The sequence below is a fragment of the Rossellomorea sp. DA94 genome (genome assembly GCF_029834455.1).
Classification (GTDB): Bacteria; Bacillota; Bacilli; order Bacillales; family Bacillaceae_B; genus Rossellomorea; species Rossellomorea vietnamensis.
This window is the reverse complement of record NZ_CP122397.1, coordinates 1,723,502-1,745,901: the sequence shown is the minus strand read 5'-3', so window position 1 is coordinate 1,745,901 and position 22,400 is coordinate 1,723,502. Positions and strand designations below refer to the sequence as shown.

Below are 22,400 nucleotides of genomic sequence, written 5' to 3'. Positions count from 1 at the left end.
TTTTCACTCTCCTGGATCAATCTCACTAAAATACGATTCGATGATATGCTCTAGATCTTTAGGGATGGTGGCTCGATCTGTTCCGCTCCGATACGAGGAATAGTACTGTTGATACACTTCTTCATATGGCCTCAGAGACCCTTTTTGAACCGGCCCATTGGCCTGGAACTGATCTCCCTTCTTCCCATCACCCAATTTTCCCGCATCAAGTTCTATACGACTTTCCCCGCCTGTTTTTTCAGGAACGGAAAGCCATTCCCTGTCCCCTTGTCCAAAGCCTGCCCCGGTCCCGTTTCCTTTGCCGCTGCTGCCTTTCCCGGTACCTGAACCCGTTCCTGCTCCCTGGCCATTTTGTCCGGAAGAGCTTGTAGCCACGCTCCCTTTAGTAGAAGAAGCATTATTTTTATTTGCTTCAGAACGGCTGTTGGGTTGTGTGGATGAAGCCGCCTCTCCCTTCTGTTTGGATGGCGTTTTTTGAGCTGCCTGTCCTTGATCAGTTGTCCTGCTCTTCCCGATTGCTTTACCTAAAAGGTCGGCTTCCTTCTGCATCTCTTCCTGAAGGTTGGCTATTTCATTTAGTTGGTTGGACCCCTCCGATTCCTTCAATACATTCGCCAATTCTTCTAAGGAGGCAATCCCCTGCTTTTCCATCACCTCAAGCAACTGACTTTTCTGTTCCTCTGATAGTTGATTAACCTTTTGCTGAAGTTTATCACTGTCGGTCTCTTGAATGGCTGCTTTTAAATCGGGGAAATCCAATCCATTCAACTCTTTCTTCACTTCCTGCAGCTTAGCCTTCTGTTTTTCCATCGTTTTCTTTTGAAGGGTCAGTTCTTTGACTTTTTTGTTTATTTCTTCATAACGTTCTGTCGCTGCCTTCTTTTTTTTAAGCTGTTCGTTTTCTTTTAACAGCCTTTCTTTGATAGAGGCATTCTCTTTCTTATTTGCCTGTTTGGTTATTCTGCTGTTTGATTGGGCAATGATCTCCTTTTCCTTCTCCATTCGTTTCGCTTCTTGAAATGTGGCATCCCGTTGAGTGAAAATCAGCAGGGATAAGAAAACAAGGAGCATGGTGGAAATCATCAACCTTGGCTGGATGATTCTTCTGCGGTACATGTTCATATCTGGAGGGGTTTCTCTCATCTTGACCAGTGCGTCCCGGATGATCAGCGGGGATAATACATGACCATTGTGAAGACTGCTATAAGCGGCTGTGACCCGATCATCCTCAACGAATCGATCATAAAACAGGGCACTTTCCTTCATGGTCACCCTTCTGGGAAAAGATATCACCACTCCGGAAACGACAATGAAAATGATACCGATCCAAAGCATTCTATCCCAATAGGGGATGATGATGACTGATGCCAAAGTGATCAAGCACAGGGCAAATGCCCCTGCGAAAACTAGCAGGAGCTGGAAGACATACCAAATTTGCCTGATCAAGAGCTTTTTTCTTAATTGGTTCAGTAATTGAAGAAAATTCGCGTCCATATTCTCACCCTTTATTTGTGCTTTTCACCTTCATGCTCGGTCTCAGCTTCATAATGCTTAGAGACAGGGAAATCACGGCAAGGATTGAATAGATCATCAGGAATGAGATCCAGAGCGGGAACGTGATCCCGCTGCGTGAATAAATTTCATCAATCGCCATCGGTTCAAAATGCCCCATGATGACAATCGCAGGATTGAACATGGCAATGAGATACGGAACCGGAGTGGTCTGATTCTGATAAGGTCCGTTACCGATTGCCATGGAAAGCATGAAGAGAAACAACGTCCCCCCGACCAGAAATAGAACCGTCGCATAGGTCGTTACCATGGACACAATCGTTTTCCTTATGACCGTTGAATAAAACACGCCGATCGAACCAAATGTAAAGACGAGAAACAAACTGTATCCAAACACAGTGAGTAAATCGGAAGGAGATACGCCTCCGAATAAGAAAACAAAGCTGTATAATGGCAAGCTTGATATCACAAGTAATAACAAATAAGAAACGGATGAAACGAGCTTGCTCAGGATGATGCTCATGGAGCTTTGTTCTGTCGTCAGCAGCATGCTTAACGTCTGTTTCTCTCTTTCACCGCTGATCACGCCTCCCGTTAAACCCGGGGTGATGAATAGTACGAGAGCAAGCTGCAAGAATGAGAGAATCATAAACATTACCCTGCTCTCTTCCGGGCGAAAATAGCCCGTATTGGAAAACCTGGTTTGCATATAAATGAAGCCGATCACCACGATCCCTACGGCAAGCAAGTAGCATAACATTCCGATGAACGCTTTAAATGAACGGAATCGAAGCTTGAATTCTTTATGCAGCATGGGATTGATGAGTAATTGTTTCATGAAAGGGTCACTCCTTTCGTGATTTCCATAAAGACATCCTCGAGGTTCGTCTCTGTTTCTCTGAAACTCAAGATGGGAATGTCATTCAGAATGGCTTTTTTGAGTAATTCTGTTTGTCCGGTCTCATCCCCTTTATAGAGAAATTGAAGAGTTTTGTCCTCTTCATTCACTTCGATCTTCGACACAAACGGATCATCTTCAAAAAATGCAACGGCACTTTCTACTAATCCCCTCACCTTCACTACGATCAACTTATCTGCCTGAAGTTGAAATTGGATATCTGCAACAGAACCTTGGGCCACAAGCCTTCCATTATCGATGACCCCGATTTCGTCACACATTTCTGCGAGCTCAGGAAGGATATGGGACGAGATCAAGATCGTTTTACCCATTTTCTTCAATTCCTTCAATATTTCCCTCATCTCGATTCTTGCCCTCGGATCCAGTCCCGAAGCCGGTTCATCGAGTATGAGAACCTCCGGATCATGAATGAGGCACCTGGCTAAACACAGTCGCTGCTTCATCCCCCTCGACAACAGGTCCACATAGGAATCTTTCTTATGTGTAAGATTCACCAATTCCAACAGCTGAGGGATGAGCTTTTTTCTCTGATCAGCCGGGATTTTATAGCTTGCACCATAGAAATCAAGATACTCTTCCGCTTTCAATTGATCATACACACCGAAGAAGTCGGGCATATATCCAATTTGTCTCCGGACCAATTTAGGCTCTTTACTAATATTGAATCCATTCACTGTGGCCGTTCCGGTCGTAGGAGCCAAAAGAGTGGCCAGTATGGAAAATGTCGTGGACTTGCCTGCTCCGTTCTGACCGACAAACCCAAATACGGTCCCTTTATCAATGGATAAATTCAGGTCGTCCAGGGCCAGAAATGACCCATAACGTTTCGATAAGTTGTGGATTTCGATCATGGTTGTACCTCCCCTTTCAATACAATGGCAGGAAGACGAACGAAAGGATCCCCTTGAGAGCGCTTTTCAAACTCAAAAACGATTTCCCCATTGCCATTCAAATAGTTGTTCATATTCTCATTCACTTCTATCGCTCCTGCAGATGTCTCTTCAAGAGGAAACTTTTCGCCGGTATAGGGCTCTACAAGTGAGAACTTTAGGACCCCTCCCGTATGAAGCGTCATATTTAAAGAATGAAGAGAGACCTTTGATAAATCGATTTGTTTAGGAAGTTGAATGGTCATTTCATACGTTCCATCTTCAAGCCCCATTTCATCTGCACCATTATGGGAATAATGCTCGATGATTTGCCCATCTACAGGCTTGACATCTGGGTCAAGCTGTTCACTCCGAAGAGTAAAGGCTCCCTTATAAGTGCCTAAAGAAGGAAAATGCTGATAAAGCAACGAGAAATTATCCGATTTTGATTTTTTATTTTTAATGCTCATATCGAATATCTCAGCTTCCGTATATCCAAAAATGACGGGTGAATTCGTTTCATTATCGGAAGAAATCATTTGTGATGCGAAGTTTTCCAAGCGTTCCTTCTTTTGCTGTTTCATGCTTTGTTGATTCGGGAACGGTGCCGCCATATTGGGATTACCGATCGGCGATGATAGATAGTCGGTCGAAAGCTTCTTATCGACACTAAGTGTTTCCCCTGCCTTCACTTCACCCAACCGGTAAATCCGGGATCCGGACCAAATATATACATCGGTGAAATCGTAAGGGAAATCATTTTGAATCGTACCCGAAATCGTCTTATCCTTCATATTTAATTCCGGGATGAATTTCCCCAGATCCTCTTTTTCACCGGTGCCCAAAACGGTTCTCGTCGACCAGTACTCGACATCCCTGAACGTGATCGTTCTTTGATCTTTGTTCAGTTCTTCAACGGCGAATTTATACTGATTGCCTCCACCCGGATTATTTCTCATCCTTGCCGGTGTAAGCTCCAGATGATTCCTGTCTGAAACAAAGTCGTAGTCCCCCCCTGTGTTGGAAAGGGCTGTGAAGGCTGAAATCCCATGGACACTCCCATCATCCTCCACTTTCAAGATGTTCATTTGATTCAAATGAGGCTTTGAAATTCTGTCTTTAGCTCCTGTAATAAATATTCCCGACGAGACAAGGATCGATATGGCAGGGATGATCCACCATGCCTGTTCACGTTTATCCATTTTCCTTAATAAGAAATAAAGGAGCGGCACGATAATGACCAAGTATATTATCAGGATGATAACTAATGTGCTTACTTTAAAATTTGTCGATGGGAAGAGTTCGTTACTATCTGCCACTTCATAATAAATTCTCTCAAGAAAACTTTGGTCACCATTGTTCTGGCCCAATAAGAAATAGGGCTCTGTTTTAGAAAGCATGTTTGCAAACCACTCATCATAGTCTTCCCAGTCGTTCAAAACAGGATCACCCAATGAAAAAGACGTTTGCCACACTTCCCCAAGACCTCTTGCGCTCTTAGCAACTATTGGGATCCCCCCTTGTTCGGCCACTACTTCCGCTTCTTGCTTCACCTCACCCTCAAAGACGGATAAGGAGCTGAATGAAGCCTTGATATTCTTCTTTACATTAAAGGATGACGTATCGGAAAGTGTCGTTTCTTTCTGTTGTGAAAGTGGAGCCATGTCAGCTACTGACCCAAGTGTATCTGCCAGATGAGGGGCAGCACCGATAAATAGGACCCCTCCATTTTCAACCCAGCTCTTCAGAACCCCCTGTTGTTCCTGACTGAGTCCCGTTACGTTGAATTCGTCTAAGACGATATAATCAAACATCTGAAGACCGCCCTGTTCCTCAGGAAATGTATCCTTTGAAAGTGTCAACGCCTCTACCCTGTTCCCTCCCATGGTCGAGCCCTTGATCCCTTTCAATCGATCAGGGTTCTCACTTAATAATCCAATGGTTGTATTATTGGTATAAATGAAATTAGGTGTTAAGCGTTTATCCCCCTTGAATGTCACTTCTTTCCCATTTTCCCATGAGCCCTCGAACAAATGGATGGTTTGAAGATTTGAATTATGTCTGATTTCATCATTGAAACCTGGAATGGAAAATGAGTATGTACGTTCGGAGTTGGCAGGAACATCAATGGATAATGCCCTCGCTCCCCCTGTTTGATAGGATGGCGCATAATCAAACAAAAGGTCTCCTTTAAAATCGGAACCTGTATTTTCTACTGTGACTTTAAGAGGAAATCCCCTGCCCTCCTTTACTTTTCCGGCAATTCCTTCTTCTACTGAAATTTTTATTTGTCCTTTTGCCAGTGTTGTGTCCTCTATGAACAGGAACATCAGTATTCCTAAGCACACAACGAATAATACTTTCCCCCACCTATTCACATGCATTCCCCTTCCTTTTTCTCTTTCTCTCTAAAACATAAACGAAATGTAAAAGGAAAAAGTTTCTTTTTTATTTTTTCCTTAATTACCCAACTTCTACAAGTGTAATTTTACACTATTTTCACATATTCGCAAGACTGTTTTTGAAATGAATGAAAAGTATTTTCTTTATGCCGGTCAAAAGCAAAAAAAATCACGGAACGTATCCTGGATACGTCCCGTGATTAAGAGAGATTATTTTAATGAACCAATATAATCCGTTAGAAGAGTGATGGCAAAGTCAATGGCATCTTCGTTCGGGTTTAATTTAGAATGATGGAGGCCGTATGGGGAGTCGACACCGAGCCAGAACATAAAGCCGGGTATTTCCTCAAGCATATAACCGAAGTCTTCCCCGGTCATCGCTTCTTTGCAGATAACAAGGTCCCGGTTGGTTTCACGCAGGAAAGACATAAAGTGATTTGTCCACTTGGAATCATTAAAGACCTGCCGGTACATGCTGCCATAACTTACTTCGATTTCACAGTCATAACTGATTCTCATTCCTTCGATCAATGCTTCCAGCCGCTTTTTCACACTCTGCATCGACTGTAGTGAGAGGGTACGGATGGTCCCTTCCAATCGTGCCGTTTCTGCAATGATATTCTGGACCGTACCACTTTCCATTTTTCCGACTGTGATGACCGCACTGTCCAGGGGATCAACGTTCCTTGAGACGATCGACTGCATTTGGGTGACAAAGGAGGAAGCCGCGACAATCATATCCTTTGTATGATGCGGGTAGGCGGCATGTCCACCCTTCCCTTTAAAGTCTATGAATAGTTCAGACGTATTGGCAAACAGCAGCCCCTCTTTTACGGCAACCGTCCCCACTTCGTATTCCGGGGCAATGTGCAGGGCAAATATACAATCCGGCTTCCATTCCTTCATGATTTCACTTTGGAGCATCGGCTCTGCGCCACCCGGCCCTTCCTCTGCCGGCTGAAAAATGAAGAGAAGGTCATCTTCGATTGGGTGGTGAACAAAATAGGTGAGGATCCCCAACTCGATCGTCATGTGAAAATCATGTCCACAGGCATGCATCTTCCCTTCATGTGAAGAAGGGAATTCAAGCTCCGTTTCCTCCTGGATCGGCAGTCCGTCAATATCCCCACGGTACCCGATCATCCTCGATGGCCTGGTACCGTGAACCTTAACAAAAAGGCCCGTTTTCCAAGTCTTGATCTCTAATCGGTTTGCAGGGAGTGTGCTCATATAATTCAGTAAGTATGCTTGCGTTTTAAACTCTTGAAACCCAAGTTCAGGAATTTGATGAAGATCTCTCCTGATTGCCTTAAAGTCTACTGTCGACATGGGTATCCTCCTTTAAGGGAAAACTAGAATGATGGATTGTGAAAACTGGAATCTACAAGAAAAGAACAGACGATGACCGTCCGTTCTTTCTTCTATCTTCTATGATCGAATGGATTACAGTTGACGTAATTCTTGTTTGATTTCTGTCTTTGATTTTGTTTTGTCATCGATATCTTTCAACTTCTTCGCAGGGGTACCGGCAACAACCGTGTATGGAGCAACATCGTCCACGACAATCGCTCCGGCTGCCACAACAGCCCCTTTACCGACCGTTACACCTTCGAGGACCACGGCATTGGCACCAATGACGACATCGTCTTCAATAACCACGGGCTTAGCAGATGGCGGTTCAATGACTCCTGCAAGCACAGCACCTGCTCCGATATGACAATTCTTACCTACCGTTGCACGTCCACCGAGTACAACATTCATATCAATCATGGTTCCTGCTCCTACTACAGAACCAATATTGATCATGGCCCCCATCATGATGACAGCATTGTCACCGATTTCGACCTGGTCGCGAATAACGGCACCCGGTTCGATACGGGCTTTTACGCCTTTAAGGTCCAGAAGAGGAATCGCAGAATTTCGGCGATCATTTTCCACTACATAGTCTTCAATTTTATCTTTATTCTCTTCAAGAATAGTAGAAAGCTCACTCCACTCTCCGAAAACAACCCCTGATGTCCCTTGAAGGAACGTTTGGGCAGAACCGAAGTTGATCCCATCCAGATCACCTTTCACATAAACCTTTACTGGAGTCGATTTAGTACTATTTTGAATAAAAGAAATAATTTCGTTTGCATCCATCATGTTCATGAAAATTCCCTCCGTAATTATGTATAAATTCAGAATTCGTTTCTTGAATTACTTTATCAGATTAAAGGGTGGAAGACAACCCATATTGTTGAATCCTATGAGTTTTCATGGATGAATCCGTTTACAACTTCGAGAAATGCTTCCACCTGTCGTAATTGGAAGGCAGACTCGTAACCAAGTAACCAAGTATCACGGTGGATGAGTGAATCGTGCTCATCGATGAGGGGGATTTTATAAATATTTTCTTCCATGCCGTCCAACGTGATGGCTGGCAGTATGGCGTAGCCGATCCCGTTTAGAGTCATCTGCTTACATGTTTCAATTTGGTCCACCACGATCGTCCGCTTCGGTGTGGTCTGGAATTGACGATGCCACCAATCTTGAATTTCCTGATAATAATTCGAATCACTTTTAAACTGGATAAAGGGACGATCCGTTTTCATGACTTCATCGATGGACTGGATCTCTCTATCGACCAAGTACAGTGTATCCTGAAATAAATGGTGTTTCGGCCCTTTCCAGTCCGGAGTGCCCCGGATGATCCCGATATGCACTTCGTCTTCATAAATGGCTTTAAGAATTTCACTGCTCCATCCGGTCATCAAAGAAATCTTGGCATGTGGATAGGTCTCCACAAAACGCTTAAGAACCTTCGGAAGCCAATTTTGCCCTACAATCGAGGCACAGGCGATCTTCAACGTTCCGTGCACTTCAGACTCAAGGGCCTGAATACGTTCCCTCACACTCTCTTCCTTCTGCAGCATCTCATCTGCAAGATTCACGACAAGTTCTCCGGCCGGTGTCAGTGAAAGGCCTTTTTGGGATCGGATAAATAATTTCGTCCCCCATTCCTTCTCAATCGTCTGCAGTCTCTGGGACAATGCAGGCTGAGATACAAATAACCGTTCAGCAGCTTTCCTCATATTCATTTCCTGGGCAAGTACATGGAGCAGCTGATATTCCGAAAATGCCATTGTGTTCACCTACATAAGTTTTTCTTATATTATATCTTAACTTTTATAAAATTTCATTATTAGCTGAAGTCGAATACACTGAGAGTAGATAGAAAAGAGGTGTGGTACGAATGGAAGTGATATTGTTTTTCACTGGTTTGATTGTAGCTCTTATCGGAACGCTTGCCGGAAGCGGCGGTCTGATCGGTATGCCCGTCATGCTCCTTTTGGGGTTACCGATTCATACCGCGATTGCAACGGCTAAATTTTCGAATATCATCAGTTCATTTTCGAGTTTCATTTACCTGGTGCGGGACCGGAAAATCACATGGAAGGAATCTTTGCCCATCCTTCCCATAGCACTCGCCGGGGGGCTGTCAGGAGCCTTTCTATCGGATAAAATATCCCCTTCCCTCCTTGAATGGATGGCTTTCTTCTTCCTTCTCTTTGCCCTGGCATTAAGCCTGCTGAAGGGATTCCAGCCAAAAGAAAGGACAAGGAAACATTACAGGGTCTACGGGTTTCTTTATTTCATCAGTACGTACGACGGATTGTTCGGACCAGGGCAGGCTACGATGCTCATGTACACACATTTATTTCATGGACTGTCTTATATAAAATCAGTGGCCCTTACCCGTTTTCAAACTTTTGTCAGTTGTTTAGGGGCATTCACAGTCTATTTTCAAAATGGTCACGTCGAATGGGGTGCAGCCGTTCCATTTGCCTTTGGGGCCCTAATAGGTGCTCAGTTGGCAGTAAGACTGGCATCAAGGCTTTCTATGAAACATCTCAAGATACTATTAAACATTTTGACATTCATTCTGATCCTGCAGCTCGGCAAGAATCTGTTCTTTTAAGAAGGTCCATGGAACGGCTAAAAAAAGTGAAGCGATCCATAATTCTTTTATCTTACTTAATGAAAGAATAAAGAGGATGACAAGTGTGCCATCCTCTACCATTTTTCCTGTATGTAACTGCCTTAAGGGGTTTAATCCCTTTTAAACAGCTGTCGTTGAAGTTGCTTTAATACAACTCTTCTTGTCATGATCCCTTCAAAATAGCCATCGTCGGAAACCACGCATAAGAATGGGTGGTCGACTAATAATTCCAAAGCCTTCTTGAAATCTGCTTGTAAAGAGATGATCGGAAAATCTGTCGTCATGACTTCCTCTACCTTTTTCTCTTCAAGTTTTTCAAACTCAAAGCGTTCGAGACCGAGAATTGAATCGGTAATTAAACTGGAACTGATCAACCCCTGAAAACGGAATGTTGGATCAAGGACAGGGATGGCTGAGTAACCGCTCTTTGTGAGTAATAGTAACGCATGTTCCAGGGAATTACCCACTTGAACGTGAGCCACCTTCTCAGAAGGAATAATGAAGTCCTTAATATTCGTTTCTAATAACTCCTTGCTACTCAATGAAATCATGTATAACCCCTCATTCAATCAATAAGAATTTGCTTGACGCTTACAGACAAAGAAACTGACACCTACCATTTTAACATACTGGAAGAAAAATGTATGTTAAAACGATCGGTTTAAAGACTAAAAAAGATAACCGTATGGTTACCTTTTGCTTGTTTTAATCTTGTTGGGCTTCCTGTAGAAGTTCGAAAATTTCAATGGCTGTAATGTCTATGTTATCAAAAGGAAAGCTGTTTCCTTTTTCATTCATGACTTCAATTTCGAATGTATCCTGCTTGGGAAGATACTTCACCTCACAGATTTTCTTACCATTGTATTCAAAAAATCGTTGTTGAGTTTCCCCTTGTTCACCTTGTTCTTGTAATGATTTTAATCTTTGTATAATTCCAAGAAGCTGAGACATAATCACTCTCTCCTTTCCTGTTCTAATTCTTGGTCATAGCTTTTGCATTGTACCAGATTCTATCCTGTGAAATCTAATGTTTTGTCCTTTTTCTGCATAAATTCCTTTATAATGAAAGGTGACTACTATCTTCTCTCACTGAAAGGATTGATTCGATGAGTATTTACCGTATAGATTCCCGTATATCATTAGTTGACCTAATGGATTTATCCTTAAAGGAACGCACAGGCAGTTATATCATAAACGAAGAGGCGCTGACCATAATCGAAACATCCGCCAGTCCTTCAATCCCTCATCTAAAAAAAGGTCTCTCTAAGTTAAACATTAATCTTGAAGATATTCAATACATAATTTTAACCCATATCCATCTTGATCATGCTGGAGGAGCAGGTCTTTTTCTAAAAGAGTGTCCAAACGCGAGGATTATCGTCCACCCGAAAGGACGGCGTCATCTCATTGATCCCACACGTTTGATTGCAGGAGCAAGAGCGGTTTATGGTGAAAAATTCGATGAACTATTCGACCCGATTGTACCGATTCCCGAAGAGAGGATCATGGTGATGGAGCATGGAGAAAAGCTCCATCTCAGTGATACGTGTACGCTGACGTTCTATCATACCCCGGGACATGCAGAACATCATCTCAGTATCTTTGATTCCGCTTCAAAGGGGATGTTCACCGGCGATACATGTGGAATTCAATACACCATAGGATCGAAGCGTTTTTATTTCCCTTCCACCTCTCCCAATCAATTTGATCCTGAAAAAATGAAGACTTCCATTCGCCTGTATAGAAGCCTTCATCTCGAACGGGTGTATTTTGGCCATTACGGGGTAAGCGAAGAAGTATCCTTTGCCCTTTCAGAAGTAGAAAAGTGGTTGGATCTTTTTCTAAAAAAGAGTGAGGAACAGTATTCTTCCCATGTTACAATGGAGGAGAATGTAAGGACTATCACCTCAGCACTGATTGACCTGACAAGAAGGGAATTGGTGCAAAAAGGGATCGATCCAAAGAACCCTATTTTCTCATTGTTGGAGTTGGATATGAACGTTTCTGCAATGGGAATCGTAGATTATTTCATAAAACAAAAAGGAGAGCGTTCATCATGAAGGAAGTCATACTATATTCACAACCCGAATGCCCACCCTGCGAAGTGGTCAAAATGTTCTTGAAAGAACATCATGTGAACTATAAAGAAGTCAATATAAAAAATGACGAGCAAGCAAGAAACTATCTTATCAATCAATTGAAGTCTTACTCCACTCCCACCGTCACCATTGATTCGGAAGTTATTTCAGGCTTCAACCTTGAAGCCCTGTCTGCTGCCTTAAACAAATAATCCCCTCTACTAAAAAGGTGGCCCGGAGATGCTTTCATCCTCAAAGCATCTCCGGGCCACCTTAACCTAATCGTGTGTTGGTTGAACGGATTCCGGTAATTCATACGTAATCGAGGAAACCTTCCAAGTTCCTTCTTCTTCACTCAACACCACGGCTTCGATGCCGTTTATGCTGGAAACCGGCCCCTCCTCATCTTCTGTTCTTTCTTCCCAGACATACCATTTCCCATCTATGTATTGTGCCCTTGTGGAATCATCATAATGGAAATATGGTACGTAGTGCGAGGCGAAATCAGAGCCGAATGTGATGTACCCACCATCTACCTCATATACGTTTTCACTCATAAAACCTTCTGTAAGACTATGTGTAAGATACTGTGAGAGTTTCTCCTCGATTTGATTCTTCGATTGTGGTTTTTCACTCAAGGATACTTGAGTTTGGAAAGCTTCCTTAACAAGGGATAAGGCATTGTCCTTCGTGAACCCGGATGCCTGTATTTGCCCCGCTTGCCCACAGGCGGCTGTTACAAGAACTAAAATGAAAAATAATAGCGATAATTTTTTCTTCCCCATATATATTCACTCCTTTTTTATATATGAAATGATTGTAGCAATGGAAAAATGTCTATGGGATACCATTTTGTCGTTAAATCACAACAATGACTGACATATTTTTTGGTTTGATTGTAAAATTCCCCCTGTCAGTGGCACTCAAACACGATTTTTGGTGGAACATTTAACCAAAAAAGGATGCCCCATGATGTTCATGCAGCATCCTTCAATGATTATGATAAATAACGTATCGACCAATAGATAATGAATAACGTAATCAGAATGGTCCCAACCAGTATGGATAAAAACACGGGATTACGGATGAACGGGTGCTCCTTAACGACGTCGGGAATGTCCGTATCAAAGTCCCCCTTCAACCGCTTCTCCTGCCCCGCAAGTTTAAAAGTATACACAAGTGAATAACCAGCAAGCGCCAAAACAATCAACGCAAGCACAATCATAAATATACTCAAAATAGCCCCTCCTTACAAAATGTCCTTTAGAATAATTTGTCCCAACAAGAGGTGGCTATTCAAGAAATGCATGTTAAAAAAGCAAACCGTCTTCTTCAAATAAAAATTCATACGAGAGATCCATGAAAAGATACAGTCCATTTCCGAACGGGTAGGAATACGTACGGATGGATTCTCCAGAATCAATGTCACTGTAAATATCAGAAAGCAAACCTTTTTTATCGATTCTCATCCGGATGATATTTTCCAGGAAGTACGGGCGCCAGCTCCAATTTTTCCCTTTGTACCTTGGTTCAATCGTCCAAACTTGATCGGATTTCACGACGTTACTCGTAACTTGAAACCCATTCTCATCGCAAATGTAAACCCGAAAACATTTATCCGTAAAATGCCTCGCCACTTCAAAAAGCAAAACATCAAATTCCACCGTTTGTTTCTTTAGAGTCATCAGTTTTTGACTGATTTCTTTATGAAGGACATCAGCGAATTCATAGCCTGCTTCCAGATGCTTCTTTTCATATCGGATATAGTCCTGGCATTTTTCTTTCAGCTTTTCTTTTAACAGATCCGGTTCGAGAAAGGAGTCGGAAGGATGCTTCAGATAAAAGCCCTGGTAATACCTGCCCCCATTCAGCCAGGCAAACTGGAGCTGGTAGTTGATTTCGATATTTTCGAACAACAGGGATGCCCCGATTTTTCTGGCAAGCATCGATAAGCTGTATAAAATATCTTTATACACTTTATTCCCGGCATCGTTACGAAGTTGATATAAATCCACTTTCAGTATATCCGGCGAATACTGTGATAGCCGGTCCAATTGACCGCTGTTACCACCGATATTATCGATGGCAATCTTTATTCCATATGTTTTGTAATAAAGGAGAAGATGGACCAATTGATCAAAATCGCCTACAAACGTCTTTTCTGACAATTCGATTACTGTCCGGCTTAAGTCCAACCCCATCTTTTCATATTCCAGGAGAAGCTCAAGGAAGGACTCTCCATGATCCAGCATAAGTAACCCGGCATTCCGGTTCAAGAATATGTAACCCTCTTGTTTCTCTGCTAAAAACTTTTCCAGTGCAAGACGTGTGACACGTTCATCCACTTCCATTTTATATTCATCAGGTATCTCATCGTCACCGAAGAATGGGCCAAGGCTTTCGACCCCATCATTCCCCATGTTTATTCTTCCAAATACCTCGTACCCGATGATCTTATGTTCATCTGCACTGAAGATCGGTTGAAAGTACGGAATCACTTTTTCTATATTGGATAGTATCTCTAATGCGTCCATTCGCACTCCCCCGCCATCGCTCATGTTTTTTTGCATAATTATAACACAACTATTCTGATGAATTAAAAAAGAAAAACCCAAAAAGCTTTCCCTTTCCTGCCACGTGAACAGGAATGGGGAAAGCTTCTTTAGGATTAGCGCTTTTTATGAAGGGGGTAGATCAAAATGGAAATGGGTTCAGCCATTGACCACCATCCATCGTGATGCATTCTCCATTAATATAGGCAGCTTTTTCAGATGCGAGGAAAAAGGCAAGTCCTGCAATTTCTTCCGGTGTACCCAAGCGTTTTAATGGTACACTGTCGATGGTCCTTTTGGCAGCTTCTTCCGAAATCCACAGCTTCTCAGCTCCTCCGGTCCGTTCGATCGGTCCCGGGGCAATCGCATTCGTGCGGATACCATACTTATGACCCCACTCAACGGCCAAGGTTCTTGTCAATGATAAAACCCCGGCTTTTGCCGCTGCCGAATGAGCGACACCCGCTCCCGCATTCCAAGCATATGTTGCCACCATATTGATGATGGATCCCTTTTGATCATGTTCTATCCAATAGTTCCCGACAGCATGTGAACATAAGAATGTTCCATTCAAAACGATGTCAATGACGGACTTCCACCCATTTGGAGTGAGCTTCTCAACAGGACATATAAAGTTTCCGGCTGCATTATTGATCAGAACATCGATTTTGCCGAATTTTTCTGCCGTAAACTCAACCATGGCCTTCACATGTTCCTGCTCCCTTACGTCCATTTGGAATACTTCGATTTTTCCTTTGAGAGAAGAGAACTCCTCCTTCACCGATTGAAGCCTCTCCTCATTTCTCCCCGTGACAACGACACTTGCCCCTGTTTCTACGAAGTGCTTTGCCATATACTTCCCCATACCATTCGAACCGCCTGTTACGATGACAACTTGTTCTTCTCCCATATGTAACTCCCCCTAGTAATGAATGAATACTCACTCATATTTTACCATACAACCATGTTTACCTCAAAAAAAGACTGATTATTAAGAAAATATCACTTCCTTAAAAATCAGTCTGCCGTGTTAACCATCCGGATTATTCACGATGAGCTCGTGTAACTGGGCAAGCGCCTTAATAATGGTTTTATTTCGCTTATATCCTTTTGCTTCAACTGAAACATCATTATATGAAACAACTACCTGACCTAAAGATCGAGGAGATTTAAATCCGTATACATACACCCTGATCGTTCCTCTTTCGGTAGGGAGAAAGAGGACTTCCATACGTTTTGTCTTTTTCATAATCCCTCTCCTTCATAAAGCATTAGGAACCGTGATTCATTTGGAAAGGTATCCTTCCCTAGTCCTTCTATGAACCTATTACTCTCCTCACTTTAAAATAAGTCATAGGAATTACTCTGTCAAACATTTGAGGTGATCCTCTGTATCACATGCACAACCGAACGATGCATTTACATGAGGACGAATTGCTGTTGCTCAATTTCTTTTGGCCCTATCGGTTCACTAAAAAAGTAACCTTGAGCCTTCTGACAATTTGCCTTCTTCAAAAAGTCGACTTGACCCTCGCGCTCCACTCCCTCTGCGATGACTTCCAGACCCAGACTGTGGGCAAGATGGATGATCGTAGTCGTAATGGCTGAGTCCTTATCATTCATCCCAATCTCCTTGACAAACGATTGGTCGATCTTTAATACGTCGATGGGAAATCGTTTTAAATAATGCAGGGAAGAGTAACCCGTACCAAAGTCGTCCACAGATATAAACACTCCAAGGTCTTTCAGTTTCTTCAGCACTTTCAAGGTTTGCTGAGTATCTTGCATGGCTCCCTCCGTAATTTCAATTTCTATGCAGCCAGCGGGAATCATATACGTGGATAAATAGAAATCGATTGTTTCCACCAATTGCTCTTGCAGAAATTGCTTCGGGGAAATGTTGACGGCCACCCGCACCGACCTGTACCCCTTGCCCCTCCATTTTTGCAACTGGATACAAACCTGCTCCAACACCCATTCACCGATTTGATGAATCAGTCCTGTTTCTTCTGCAAGCGGAATGAATTGGGCAGGTGACACGAAGCCAAATTTACGATTATTCCAGCGAATCAACGCTTCGAAGCTGTCGATGGCTCCAGTCGATAAATTGACTTGTGGCTGATAATGGACATACAACTCGCCTTTTTCTATCGCTTTTCTCAAATGGGATTCCATAATGATATAGTTTGGAAAACTTGATTTCATATGGGTTTGGTAAAACCGATAATGTGCCCTTCCTTTTTCTTTCACCTCAAAGAGAGCCTGTGCGGCTTTTTGAATGAGGGAATTGGAATCATAGCCGTCTGCAGGATAACAACTGATACCAATGGAAGGCGATATATAAAATTCCTGATTGTCGATTGTAAAATGGTCGATAAATAATGTCAGGATTTCTTCTGCTTTTGTCTTTGTCACTTCAAAGCTGCTGTTTTTCAAGAGGAAGATAAATTCATCTCCACCTTGCCTGTACAGTAAGCACTCCTCATTGGTGAGAGTAATCAGGCGCTCTGTGATCCTTTTCAGAAAACGGTCGCCACCCTTTAAACCCAATGTGTCATTCACAAATTTAAACCGGTCCAAATCCAGGTATAAAAGGGAAAGTTCTTCCCCCCTTTCTTCCATATTGTGAAGGATCATGGGGAGATGATCATCCAGAGCCTTCCTGTTCCATATTCCCGTCAGTTGATCATGAAGGGCCATATAATGGATCATTTCACTTTGTTCATGATGCTTGGTAATATCTTTCACGATGATATAACATCCGTCACACTTTTGATCTACCACGATGGGGACCATTTTCAATTGAGTGATTCTTTCATCGCCCTTTTTATTTACAAGAAGACAATAATCAATGGAAGACGGATCCCCCGATAACGTTTGGAAAAGAGCATCACGCAATTCCATACGATTCTGAGCCTTCATTAATTCAAAGATATTCATGTTGACGAGTGCCTCTTTTGAATACGCTGAAAGCAAACACCCTGCTCTATTCGAATCCTTAATGACTCCTTGTGAATCCAAAATAAAAATCGCATCAAGATTATGTTCAATGATGGATTTGTATCGTTCCTTGGCTTTCTTCAATTTCCTCTTTTCTTCAATTGAAGATGTAATATCCCGTGTAATGGACACGACATACTCTGCTTGTCCATATTCATTCATGATTGGTGTCAAAATGGACTCATTCACTACATGATTTCCATTTATGGCTTGAAATGTGTCCTGATAGGTCATGCTCTCACCCGTCTCCACTAATTCCGTATATCTCTTCTGTAAGTCGAGTGCCATATCCAAAGGCATCACATCCTCCAATAAGCGCCCCATATCCTCCTGTTGGATGGATGTATACCTTTTAGCAGACTCATTGACATAGGCGTACCTGAAAATGTTACCTTCTTCTACCTTCATAATGAAGATCATATCGTGGATATGGTCTAAAATGAATTCCTTCAAGACGGTATCGAGGTTCTTCTTATCTTGACTGATGATGGTATCGTCTGTCCATTTCATGGATTCGTCATCCTTTTATGCTGATGTTTTTATCTGTATCATATATCCCGATTCCATTTTACTAGTTCAGCCATGGTTTTCCTACATTCTTGTAGGAATATTCCTACTAGTTGAGAAACGTATATCCCCCTCTTAAGCCCATTATATCCGGGACAGGCGCGCAGGTTGATCATGAACCATAGAATAATTAGAGAGAGGAGGTTTTCTTTAATTATGTACCAATATGCATATTACCCACATCGAAGCTATCCGCCTTACAGAGGGGGCGATCAGCGTTTCTTCCCATTCTTTGGATTACCATTCTTAGCAGGAGGTTTAGCAGGATTGGCCATCAGTCCTTTGCTTTTCAACAGACCATGCTATGGTCCTGCGTGCTATCCGCCTTATCCGCCTTACGGAGGGTATCCTTATCCCGGCGGCTATCCACAACCCTATGGTGTCAACAGTTTTCAAGCTTCGCCGAATAACTTTACTGAGAATATTAATATATATCCCGGACGCTAATCAAAAGGCTCGCCTAACCTTCCATTGTTTAGGTAGAGCCTTTATTGTACTGCCTCACTGCATTCCCCATCGCAGCTCCTCTGACCTTTACCAATAAACTCCCTTCGGTACCCTTTGCAATCATAGGGAAAGGGGGTATAATAGAGAGGAATACACTAGAAAGGAGCCAATAACTTGAGAAACACTAGTAAATCCACCCCTTCTTCCACATCTGTCATTACCCTCTCTCAAGCTATTTTCACTGTGAATCGCCATGCGAAAACAGCAGGTAACCCAAAATACTTATATTCATTAAAAAAACGAGCGTTAATGAAAATGATCAGGGAAGGTAAGGCCAAAAAAGTGGGACTTCACTTCTCTAAAAATCCAAAGAACAGTCAGCAACAATCTGATGTCTTGATCGATTGCGGAGAATATACGTTCCATCTCCCTCCTTCCAAGGAAGATTTCAAAGAGCTTCAACATTTGGGATCACTCGATCAAAGCCTGCGTAACCCGAAATGTAAAATGGGATTACAACAGGCAAAAGGGATTCTGGAACAGTATACAGGAATGTCTGACCATACCGATCAGATACGGAAACCGGGAAAAAATCAATACCAAAAGCCTGTATTCAAAAAATTGGGCGACAGCTTCTTTTAATACCCACTGATTTTAGTACGGTAACGCATGTATCCTCTAAAGGGTTTTGACACTTGTCAGAACCCTTTTTTAGTTGGATTACAGAATGTACTGATCGATCTTTAAAATGAGCTCAGCGATTTCCGGTTTGCTGATCTGGTCTTCCGCCCCTACCATCTCGCCTTTATGCTTTAAATCATTTGTAATAAGAGATGAAAATATGATGACCGGGAGGGTATTGAGCTTTGGATGATTTTTGATTCTTTTTGTTAAATGATGCCCATCCATCTGTGGCATTTCAATATCCGTCAGTACAAGATGTACGCTTTCTTTCACGTCCTGATTTCCATCCACAATGGACTCTAAGTATTGAAAAGCATCGGCTCCATTTTCAAAGAACTCTACATCCTCATACCCTGCTTCTCTCAGTGTTTCGTTCAACAGCTTCCGAAGTAATGGGGAATCCTCCGCTGCCACAATTCTCTTGTTCCTTCTCTCTCTTGGACCTAATTTTTTCACTTGATCAACGCGGATTCCTGTTTCAGGATTAATCTCGAGCATGATGCTCTCAAAATCCAAAAGAAGAATCATACTTTCTTCCCGCTTGATCACCCCGATTATCCCCGAATGGACTCCAGAATACATTTCTGAAGGTTTCTCGATTTGATTCCAGGAAATGCGATGGATTTGAGTGACGTTATGGACATGAAAGATGACCTTCTGCTGATTGAATTCAGCTACAATGTATTTTGATTTCGTGGTTTCCTCTTCTTCCGCCCCAAGTACCCTCGCCATGTCTACCACCGGCAGTACTTCCCCTCTTAATTGAACAAGTCCCTTTACATGCGGGTGTGCGTGGGGAACCGGTGTCACCGCAGTCGGCTGGATGATTTCCTTCACTTTAATGACATTAATTCCAAATTTATTGTTTTGAACCTCGAATTCAACGATTTCAAGTTCATTTGTACCGCTTTCGAGAAGTATTCCGTTTGATTGATTCAATGGTTTTCGTCCTTCCATACATAATTGCCTTCCCTACTTATATCGAACAAACCAGGAACTTCTTTACATGCGAGCAGGAAAAATAACTGATTAGTAATGGATTCCTAATCCATACTAAGGAGAGGAGGTGTTGTTATGACGGATCGTGATGGCAGGGGCCTGCCTGATTTTGATGATATTACTGATCATATTCTGCCTGCACAGAATAATTTCCCTTTGATTGCTCTCGGGAAGAATGCAGAAGGCAAGGATGAACCGGATGAACTTTCGTATATTGAAGGGCAAAAGCGCCGGAATCAGGCAGATGAAGACCCCCGTGCTTAAGTGGATCACCCCAATGGAAAAAGCGATTGAATGGGAATCCATCAATCGCTTTTCTTCCTACACCCCTCGCTTGTTCCCCCATACCAATGTATGGAGCTGCGGGAGCACACGAACATGATTTAAATCTTTTCTTTCACACACTTTGTCTATGAGCGTTTCATAATCCAACAGCAAATCCGACACCAGCTTGGCTGTGTCACCTTCTGCAACAGCAGGATTGCCCGTTTGAATATAAAATGGTACACCGGGATAACGGTGATGAATGCGTGTGGCATATTCTAAATCGAGATCATCAAATACCACGACTTTTAAACTGAACTGTGAACGATTCTCACTTAATCGATCAACGATTTCATCAAGTTTCTCAAAGTCCGTCTTCATGCCGGAACTTGGCGGCTTCGGGGATATGGTCAAATCACTGATATCATAAAACCAATCCTGCCAACGGCTTCCCTGTGTTTCAAGGGCAGATTCAATACCATTTTCCTTTAACATATCAATAAGTTCCTTTAAGCTTGCCAACAGGGCAGGATTCCCACCTGAAATCGTTACATGGGAAAATCTGTCCCCACCCGCTTCCAGCAATCGATTCCAAATATCTTCTGCCGTCATGAGCATGATATCCTCTTTGGCGGATCCGTCCCATGTAAAGGCTGAGTCACACCAGGCACAGCTGTAATCACATCCTGCCGTCCTGACGAACATCGTTTTCTGGCCGATGACCATCCCTTCCCCTTGAATGGTTGGCCCGAATACTTCCAGTACGGGAATTTTCTTCATGATCGTTTCCTCTTAGGTCTGTATATACAATAGCTGGTAGGGGTTTCCCTTAAGAACACTTGAAGACACTGTGGTCGGTGGGGAAGCGTGTCTAAATGATCCTGGATGATCTCCCACATGACTTTCGCCACTACTTCCGTCGTTGGGAATTCCGTCCCTCTTTCTGAAGAAAACCGTTCATCCTCATTGATCATCGTATGATCAAATCGTTTATGGATGAGTTTTTTTATATGTTGGAAGTTAATGAGGAATCCTGAATCATCAAGTTGATCTCCACCAATCGTAATGTTGGCAAAGTACGTATGACCATGAACTTCCTGGCAGCTTCCTGCCTCCACATGGGGAATATAATGTGCAGCAGCAAAATGCATATCTTTATTTAATTCATATTCATAGGGATGATCGGGAACAGGGTATATCTGTTGAATCATGATCCCTTTCCTCCTTTATTGCCACTCGTATATTCTTCCAATCCCCTTTGTCTCAGTTCACAAGCAGGGCATTCCCCGCACCCGCTCCCTTTCAAACCGTTATAACATGTGAGGGTATTTTCCTGAATATATTGAAATGCTCCTAAGTCGTCGGCCATCTCCCACGTTTGGGCTTTATTGATCCACATAAGGGGGGTATGAATGACAAACTGTTCATCCATAGAAAGATTGAGGGATACATTCAAAGATTTCACAAAGATATCCCTGCAGTCCGGATACCCGCTGAAATCCGTTTCACATACACCCGTTACAATATGTTTCGCACCGATTTGCTTGGCTAAAATGCCCGCAAATGATAGGAATAATAAATTTCGCCCAGGAACAAATGTGGAAGGCAATTCCCCCTCAAGTTGGGTAATTTCTTCATCCGTTCTTGTAAGGGCACTCGGGGCCAGTTGGTTTAACAAACTCATATCTAAAATATGGTGTGGAACATTCAGATCTTCAGCAATCTCTTTCGCACAGTCAAGCTCTGCAACATGTCTCTGACCATAATTGAACGTCACTGCTTCTACTTCATTAAATGCTTTCTTTGCCCAAAACAAACACGTTGTACTATCTTGACCTCCGCTGAATACGACTAACGCTTTCTCTGTGTTCATAAAAGGTTCTCCTTTCTCTTCTACAGGCTTCTGCCATGAAAAGAAGAAAGAGATTCTGTCAGACTCTATAATATAGGCTTACGTTTGCCACTAACAAAAAAATAACGACACCTAAGGATGCCGTTTTCCTTAGTTTTTTATAGAGGGTTGTGCTAGAACCTCTCGGGTATGATACTTACGCCCAATTCTTCTTCTATTGTCCTCAACCAATATAACGCTTTTCCACAAAAAAATCTACATTTCACGTACAAT

24 protein-coding genes, 1 pseudogene and 1 riboswitch are annotated in these 22,400 nt (G+C 42.6%); of the genes and pseudogenes, 6 read left to right on the top strand and 19 right to left on the bottom strand.

The annotated features are described in order from the left end of the window. Positions 1-3: 3 nt before the first annotated feature. From P8596_RS09140 to P8596_RS09110, 7 genes are all read right to left on the bottom strand, one after another. Complete coding sequence (locus tag P8596_RS09140; protein ID WP_279726668.1) at positions 4-1,494, bottom strand: DUF8809 domain-containing protein; 1,491 nt, start codon at positions 1,492-1,494, stop codon at positions 4-6. Between the two features lie 4 nt (positions 1,495-1,498). After that, on the bottom strand, positions 1,499-2,350 hold the full coding sequence (locus tag P8596_RS09135) for an ABC transporter permease (protein WP_279726666.1): 852 nt from the start codon (positions 2,348-2,350) through the stop codon (positions 1,499-1,501). Further along, positions 2,347-3,282, bottom strand: a complete 936-nt coding sequence (locus P8596_RS09130; RefSeq protein WP_279726664.1) for an ABC transporter ATP-binding protein — start codon at positions 3,280-3,282, stop codon at positions 2,347-2,349. The genes P8596_RS09135 and P8596_RS09130 overlap by 4 nt, the downstream gene beginning before the upstream one ends. Continuing rightward, on the bottom strand, positions 3,279-5,678 hold the full coding sequence (locus tag P8596_RS09125) for a DUF8725 domain-containing protein (protein ID WP_279726663.1): 2,400 nt from the start codon (positions 5,676-5,678) through the stop codon (positions 3,279-3,281). Before P8596_RS09125 ends, P8596_RS09130 begins: the two co-directional genes overlap by 4 nt. Before the next feature lie 234 nt (positions 5,679-5,912). After that, a complete protein-coding gene (locus P8596_RS09120; protein ID WP_279726662.1) occupies positions 5,913-7,031 on the bottom strand; it encodes an N-acetyldiaminopimelate deacetylase in 1,119 nt (372 codons plus the stop codon). 114 nt (positions 7,032-7,145) lie between these two features. Then, on the bottom strand, positions 7,146-7,853 hold the full coding sequence (gene dapD, locus P8596_RS09115; protein ID WP_034756098.1) for a 2,3,4,5-tetrahydropyridine-2,6-dicarboxylate N-acetyltransferase: 708 nt from the start codon (positions 7,851-7,853) through the stop codon (positions 7,146-7,148). 95 nt (positions 7,854-7,948) lie between these two features. Beyond that, a complete protein-coding gene (locus tag P8596_RS09110) occupies positions 7,949-8,827 on the bottom strand; it encodes a transcriptional regulator CcpC (RefSeq protein WP_034756101.1) in 879 nt (292 codons plus the stop codon). A 110-nt stretch (positions 8,828-8,937) separates the two neighbouring features. On the opposite strand from P8596_RS09110, the gene P8596_RS09105 reads away from it, so the two are divergent. Next, a complete protein-coding gene (locus P8596_RS09105) occupies positions 8,938-9,663 on the top strand; it encodes a sulfite exporter TauE/SafE family protein (protein WP_279726660.1) in 726 nt (241 codons plus the stop codon). Positions 9,664-9,794: 131 nt separating this feature from the next. On the opposite strand, the gene cbpB is transcribed toward P8596_RS09105, so the two are convergent. Then, the gene (gene cbpB, locus P8596_RS09100) at positions 9,795-10,235 is read right to left on the bottom strand and encodes a cyclic-di-AMP-binding protein CbpB (protein ID WP_034756107.1); all 441 of its coding nucleotides are present in this window, start codon (positions 10,233-10,235) and stop codon (positions 9,795-9,797) included. Between the two features lie 154 nt (positions 10,236-10,389). After that, positions 10,390-10,635: a YkuJ family protein gene (locus P8596_RS09095; protein WP_034756109.1), complete on the bottom strand. Its 246-nt coding sequence runs from the start codon at positions 10,633-10,635 to the stop codon at positions 10,390-10,392. 155 nt (positions 10,636-10,790) lie between these two features. Here P8596_RS09095 and P8596_RS09090 point away from each other — a divergent pair, with 155 nt between their 5' ends. Together P8596_RS09090 and P8596_RS09085 are read left to right on the top strand one after the other, a co-directional pair. Beyond that, a complete protein-coding gene (locus tag P8596_RS09090; protein WP_279726658.1) occupies positions 10,791-11,744 on the top strand; it encodes an MBL fold metallo-hydrolase in 954 nt (317 codons plus the stop codon). Continuing rightward, a complete protein-coding gene (locus tag P8596_RS09085; protein WP_224520364.1) occupies positions 11,741-11,974 on the top strand; it encodes a glutaredoxin family protein in 234 nt (77 codons plus the stop codon). Before P8596_RS09090 ends, P8596_RS09085 begins: the two co-directional genes overlap by 4 nt. A 66-nt stretch (positions 11,975-12,040) precedes the next feature. Here P8596_RS09085 and P8596_RS09080 read toward each other — a convergent pair whose 3' ends face one another. The 6 genes from P8596_RS09080 to P8596_RS09055 all read right to left on the bottom strand — a co-directional run bounded on the left by P8596_RS09080 (position 12,041) and on the right by P8596_RS09055 (position 17,824). Beyond that, positions 12,041-12,547: a DUF3993 domain-containing protein gene (locus P8596_RS09080; RefSeq protein WP_279726656.1), complete on the bottom strand. Its 507-nt coding sequence runs from the start codon at positions 12,545-12,547 to the stop codon at positions 12,041-12,043. A gap of 212 nt (positions 12,548-12,759) precedes the next feature. After that, positions 12,760-12,999: a hypothetical protein gene (locus P8596_RS09075; RefSeq protein WP_224520366.1), complete on the bottom strand. Its 240-nt coding sequence runs from the start codon at positions 12,997-12,999 to the stop codon at positions 12,760-12,762. A gap of 73 nt (positions 13,000-13,072) precedes the next feature. Next, the gene (locus P8596_RS09070) at positions 13,073-14,296 is read right to left on the bottom strand and encodes an EAL domain-containing protein (protein WP_279726655.1); all 1,224 of its coding nucleotides are present in this window, start codon (positions 14,294-14,296) and stop codon (positions 13,073-13,075) included. 160 nt (positions 14,297-14,456) lie between these two features. Beyond that, positions 14,457-15,224 (bottom strand): 2,4-dienoyl-CoA reductase, encoded by a 768-nt coding sequence (gene fadH, locus P8596_RS09065; protein WP_224520368.1) that lies wholly within the window; start codon positions 15,222-15,224, stop codon positions 14,457-14,459. A gap of 120 nt (positions 15,225-15,344) precedes the next feature. Further along, positions 15,345-15,563 carry a hypothetical protein gene (locus P8596_RS09060; protein ID WP_098440924.1) on the bottom strand — a complete coding sequence of 73 codons (219 nt, stop codon included), beginning with the start codon at positions 15,561-15,563 and terminating at the stop codon, positions 15,345-15,347. A gap of 170 nt (positions 15,564-15,733) precedes the next feature. Next, positions 15,734-17,824 carry a sensor domain-containing protein gene (locus tag P8596_RS09055; RefSeq protein ID WP_279726652.1) on the bottom strand — a complete coding sequence of 697 codons (2,091 nt, stop codon included), beginning with the start codon at positions 17,822-17,824 and terminating at the stop codon, positions 15,734-15,736. A gap of 213 nt (positions 17,825-18,037) precedes the next feature. Here P8596_RS09055 and P8596_RS23890 point away from each other — a divergent pair. Next, positions 18,038-18,259 (top strand): annotated as a pseudogene (locus tag P8596_RS23890) (hypothetical protein); the annotation flags it as partial. A gap of 243 nt (positions 18,260-18,502) precedes the next feature. Further along, positions 18,503-18,970, top strand: a complete 468-nt coding sequence (locus P8596_RS09050) for a YkyB family protein (protein WP_279726651.1) — start codon at positions 18,503-18,505, stop codon at positions 18,968-18,970. A gap of 78 nt (positions 18,971-19,048) precedes the next feature. Here P8596_RS09050 and P8596_RS09045 read toward each other — a convergent pair whose 3' ends face one another. Further along, positions 19,049-19,969 carry a chemotaxis protein gene (locus P8596_RS09045; protein ID WP_279726649.1) on the bottom strand — a complete coding sequence of 307 codons (921 nt, stop codon included), beginning with the start codon at positions 19,967-19,969 and terminating at the stop codon, positions 19,049-19,051. Between the two features lie 117 nt (positions 19,970-20,086). On the opposite strand from P8596_RS09045, the gene P8596_RS09040 reads away from it, so the two are divergent. Then, positions 20,087-20,275 (top strand): hypothetical protein, encoded by a 189-nt coding sequence (locus tag P8596_RS09040; protein ID WP_079531651.1) that lies wholly within the window; start codon positions 20,087-20,089, stop codon positions 20,273-20,275. Positions 20,276-20,332: 57 nt separating this feature from the next. Here P8596_RS09040 and queE read toward each other — a convergent pair whose 3' ends face one another. Genes queE through queC form a run of 3 tightly spaced genes read right to left on the bottom strand, consistent with a single transcriptional unit; the run spans position 20,333 to position 22,148 of the window. Continuing rightward, entirely contained in the window at positions 20,333-21,058 is a 726-nt protein-coding gene (gene queE, locus P8596_RS09035; protein ID WP_279726981.1) for a 7-carboxy-7-deazaguanine synthase QueE, read from the bottom strand. Beyond that, positions 21,052-21,486: a 6-carboxytetrahydropterin synthase QueD gene (queD, locus tag P8596_RS09030; RefSeq protein ID WP_079531654.1), complete on the bottom strand. Its 435-nt coding sequence runs from the start codon at positions 21,484-21,486 to the stop codon at positions 21,052-21,054. The genes queE and queD overlap by 7 nt, the downstream gene beginning before the upstream one ends. Next, positions 21,483-22,148 (bottom strand): 7-cyano-7-deazaguanine synthase QueC, encoded by a 666-nt coding sequence (gene queC, locus P8596_RS09025; RefSeq protein ID WP_279726648.1) that lies wholly within the window; start codon positions 22,146-22,148, stop codon positions 21,483-21,485. Before queC ends, queD begins: the two co-directional genes overlap by 4 nt. Positions 22,149-22,271: 123 nt before the next feature. After that, a riboswitch (PreQ1 riboswitch) is annotated at positions 22,272-22,316 on the bottom strand. Positions 22,317-22,400 lie beyond the last annotated feature (84 nt).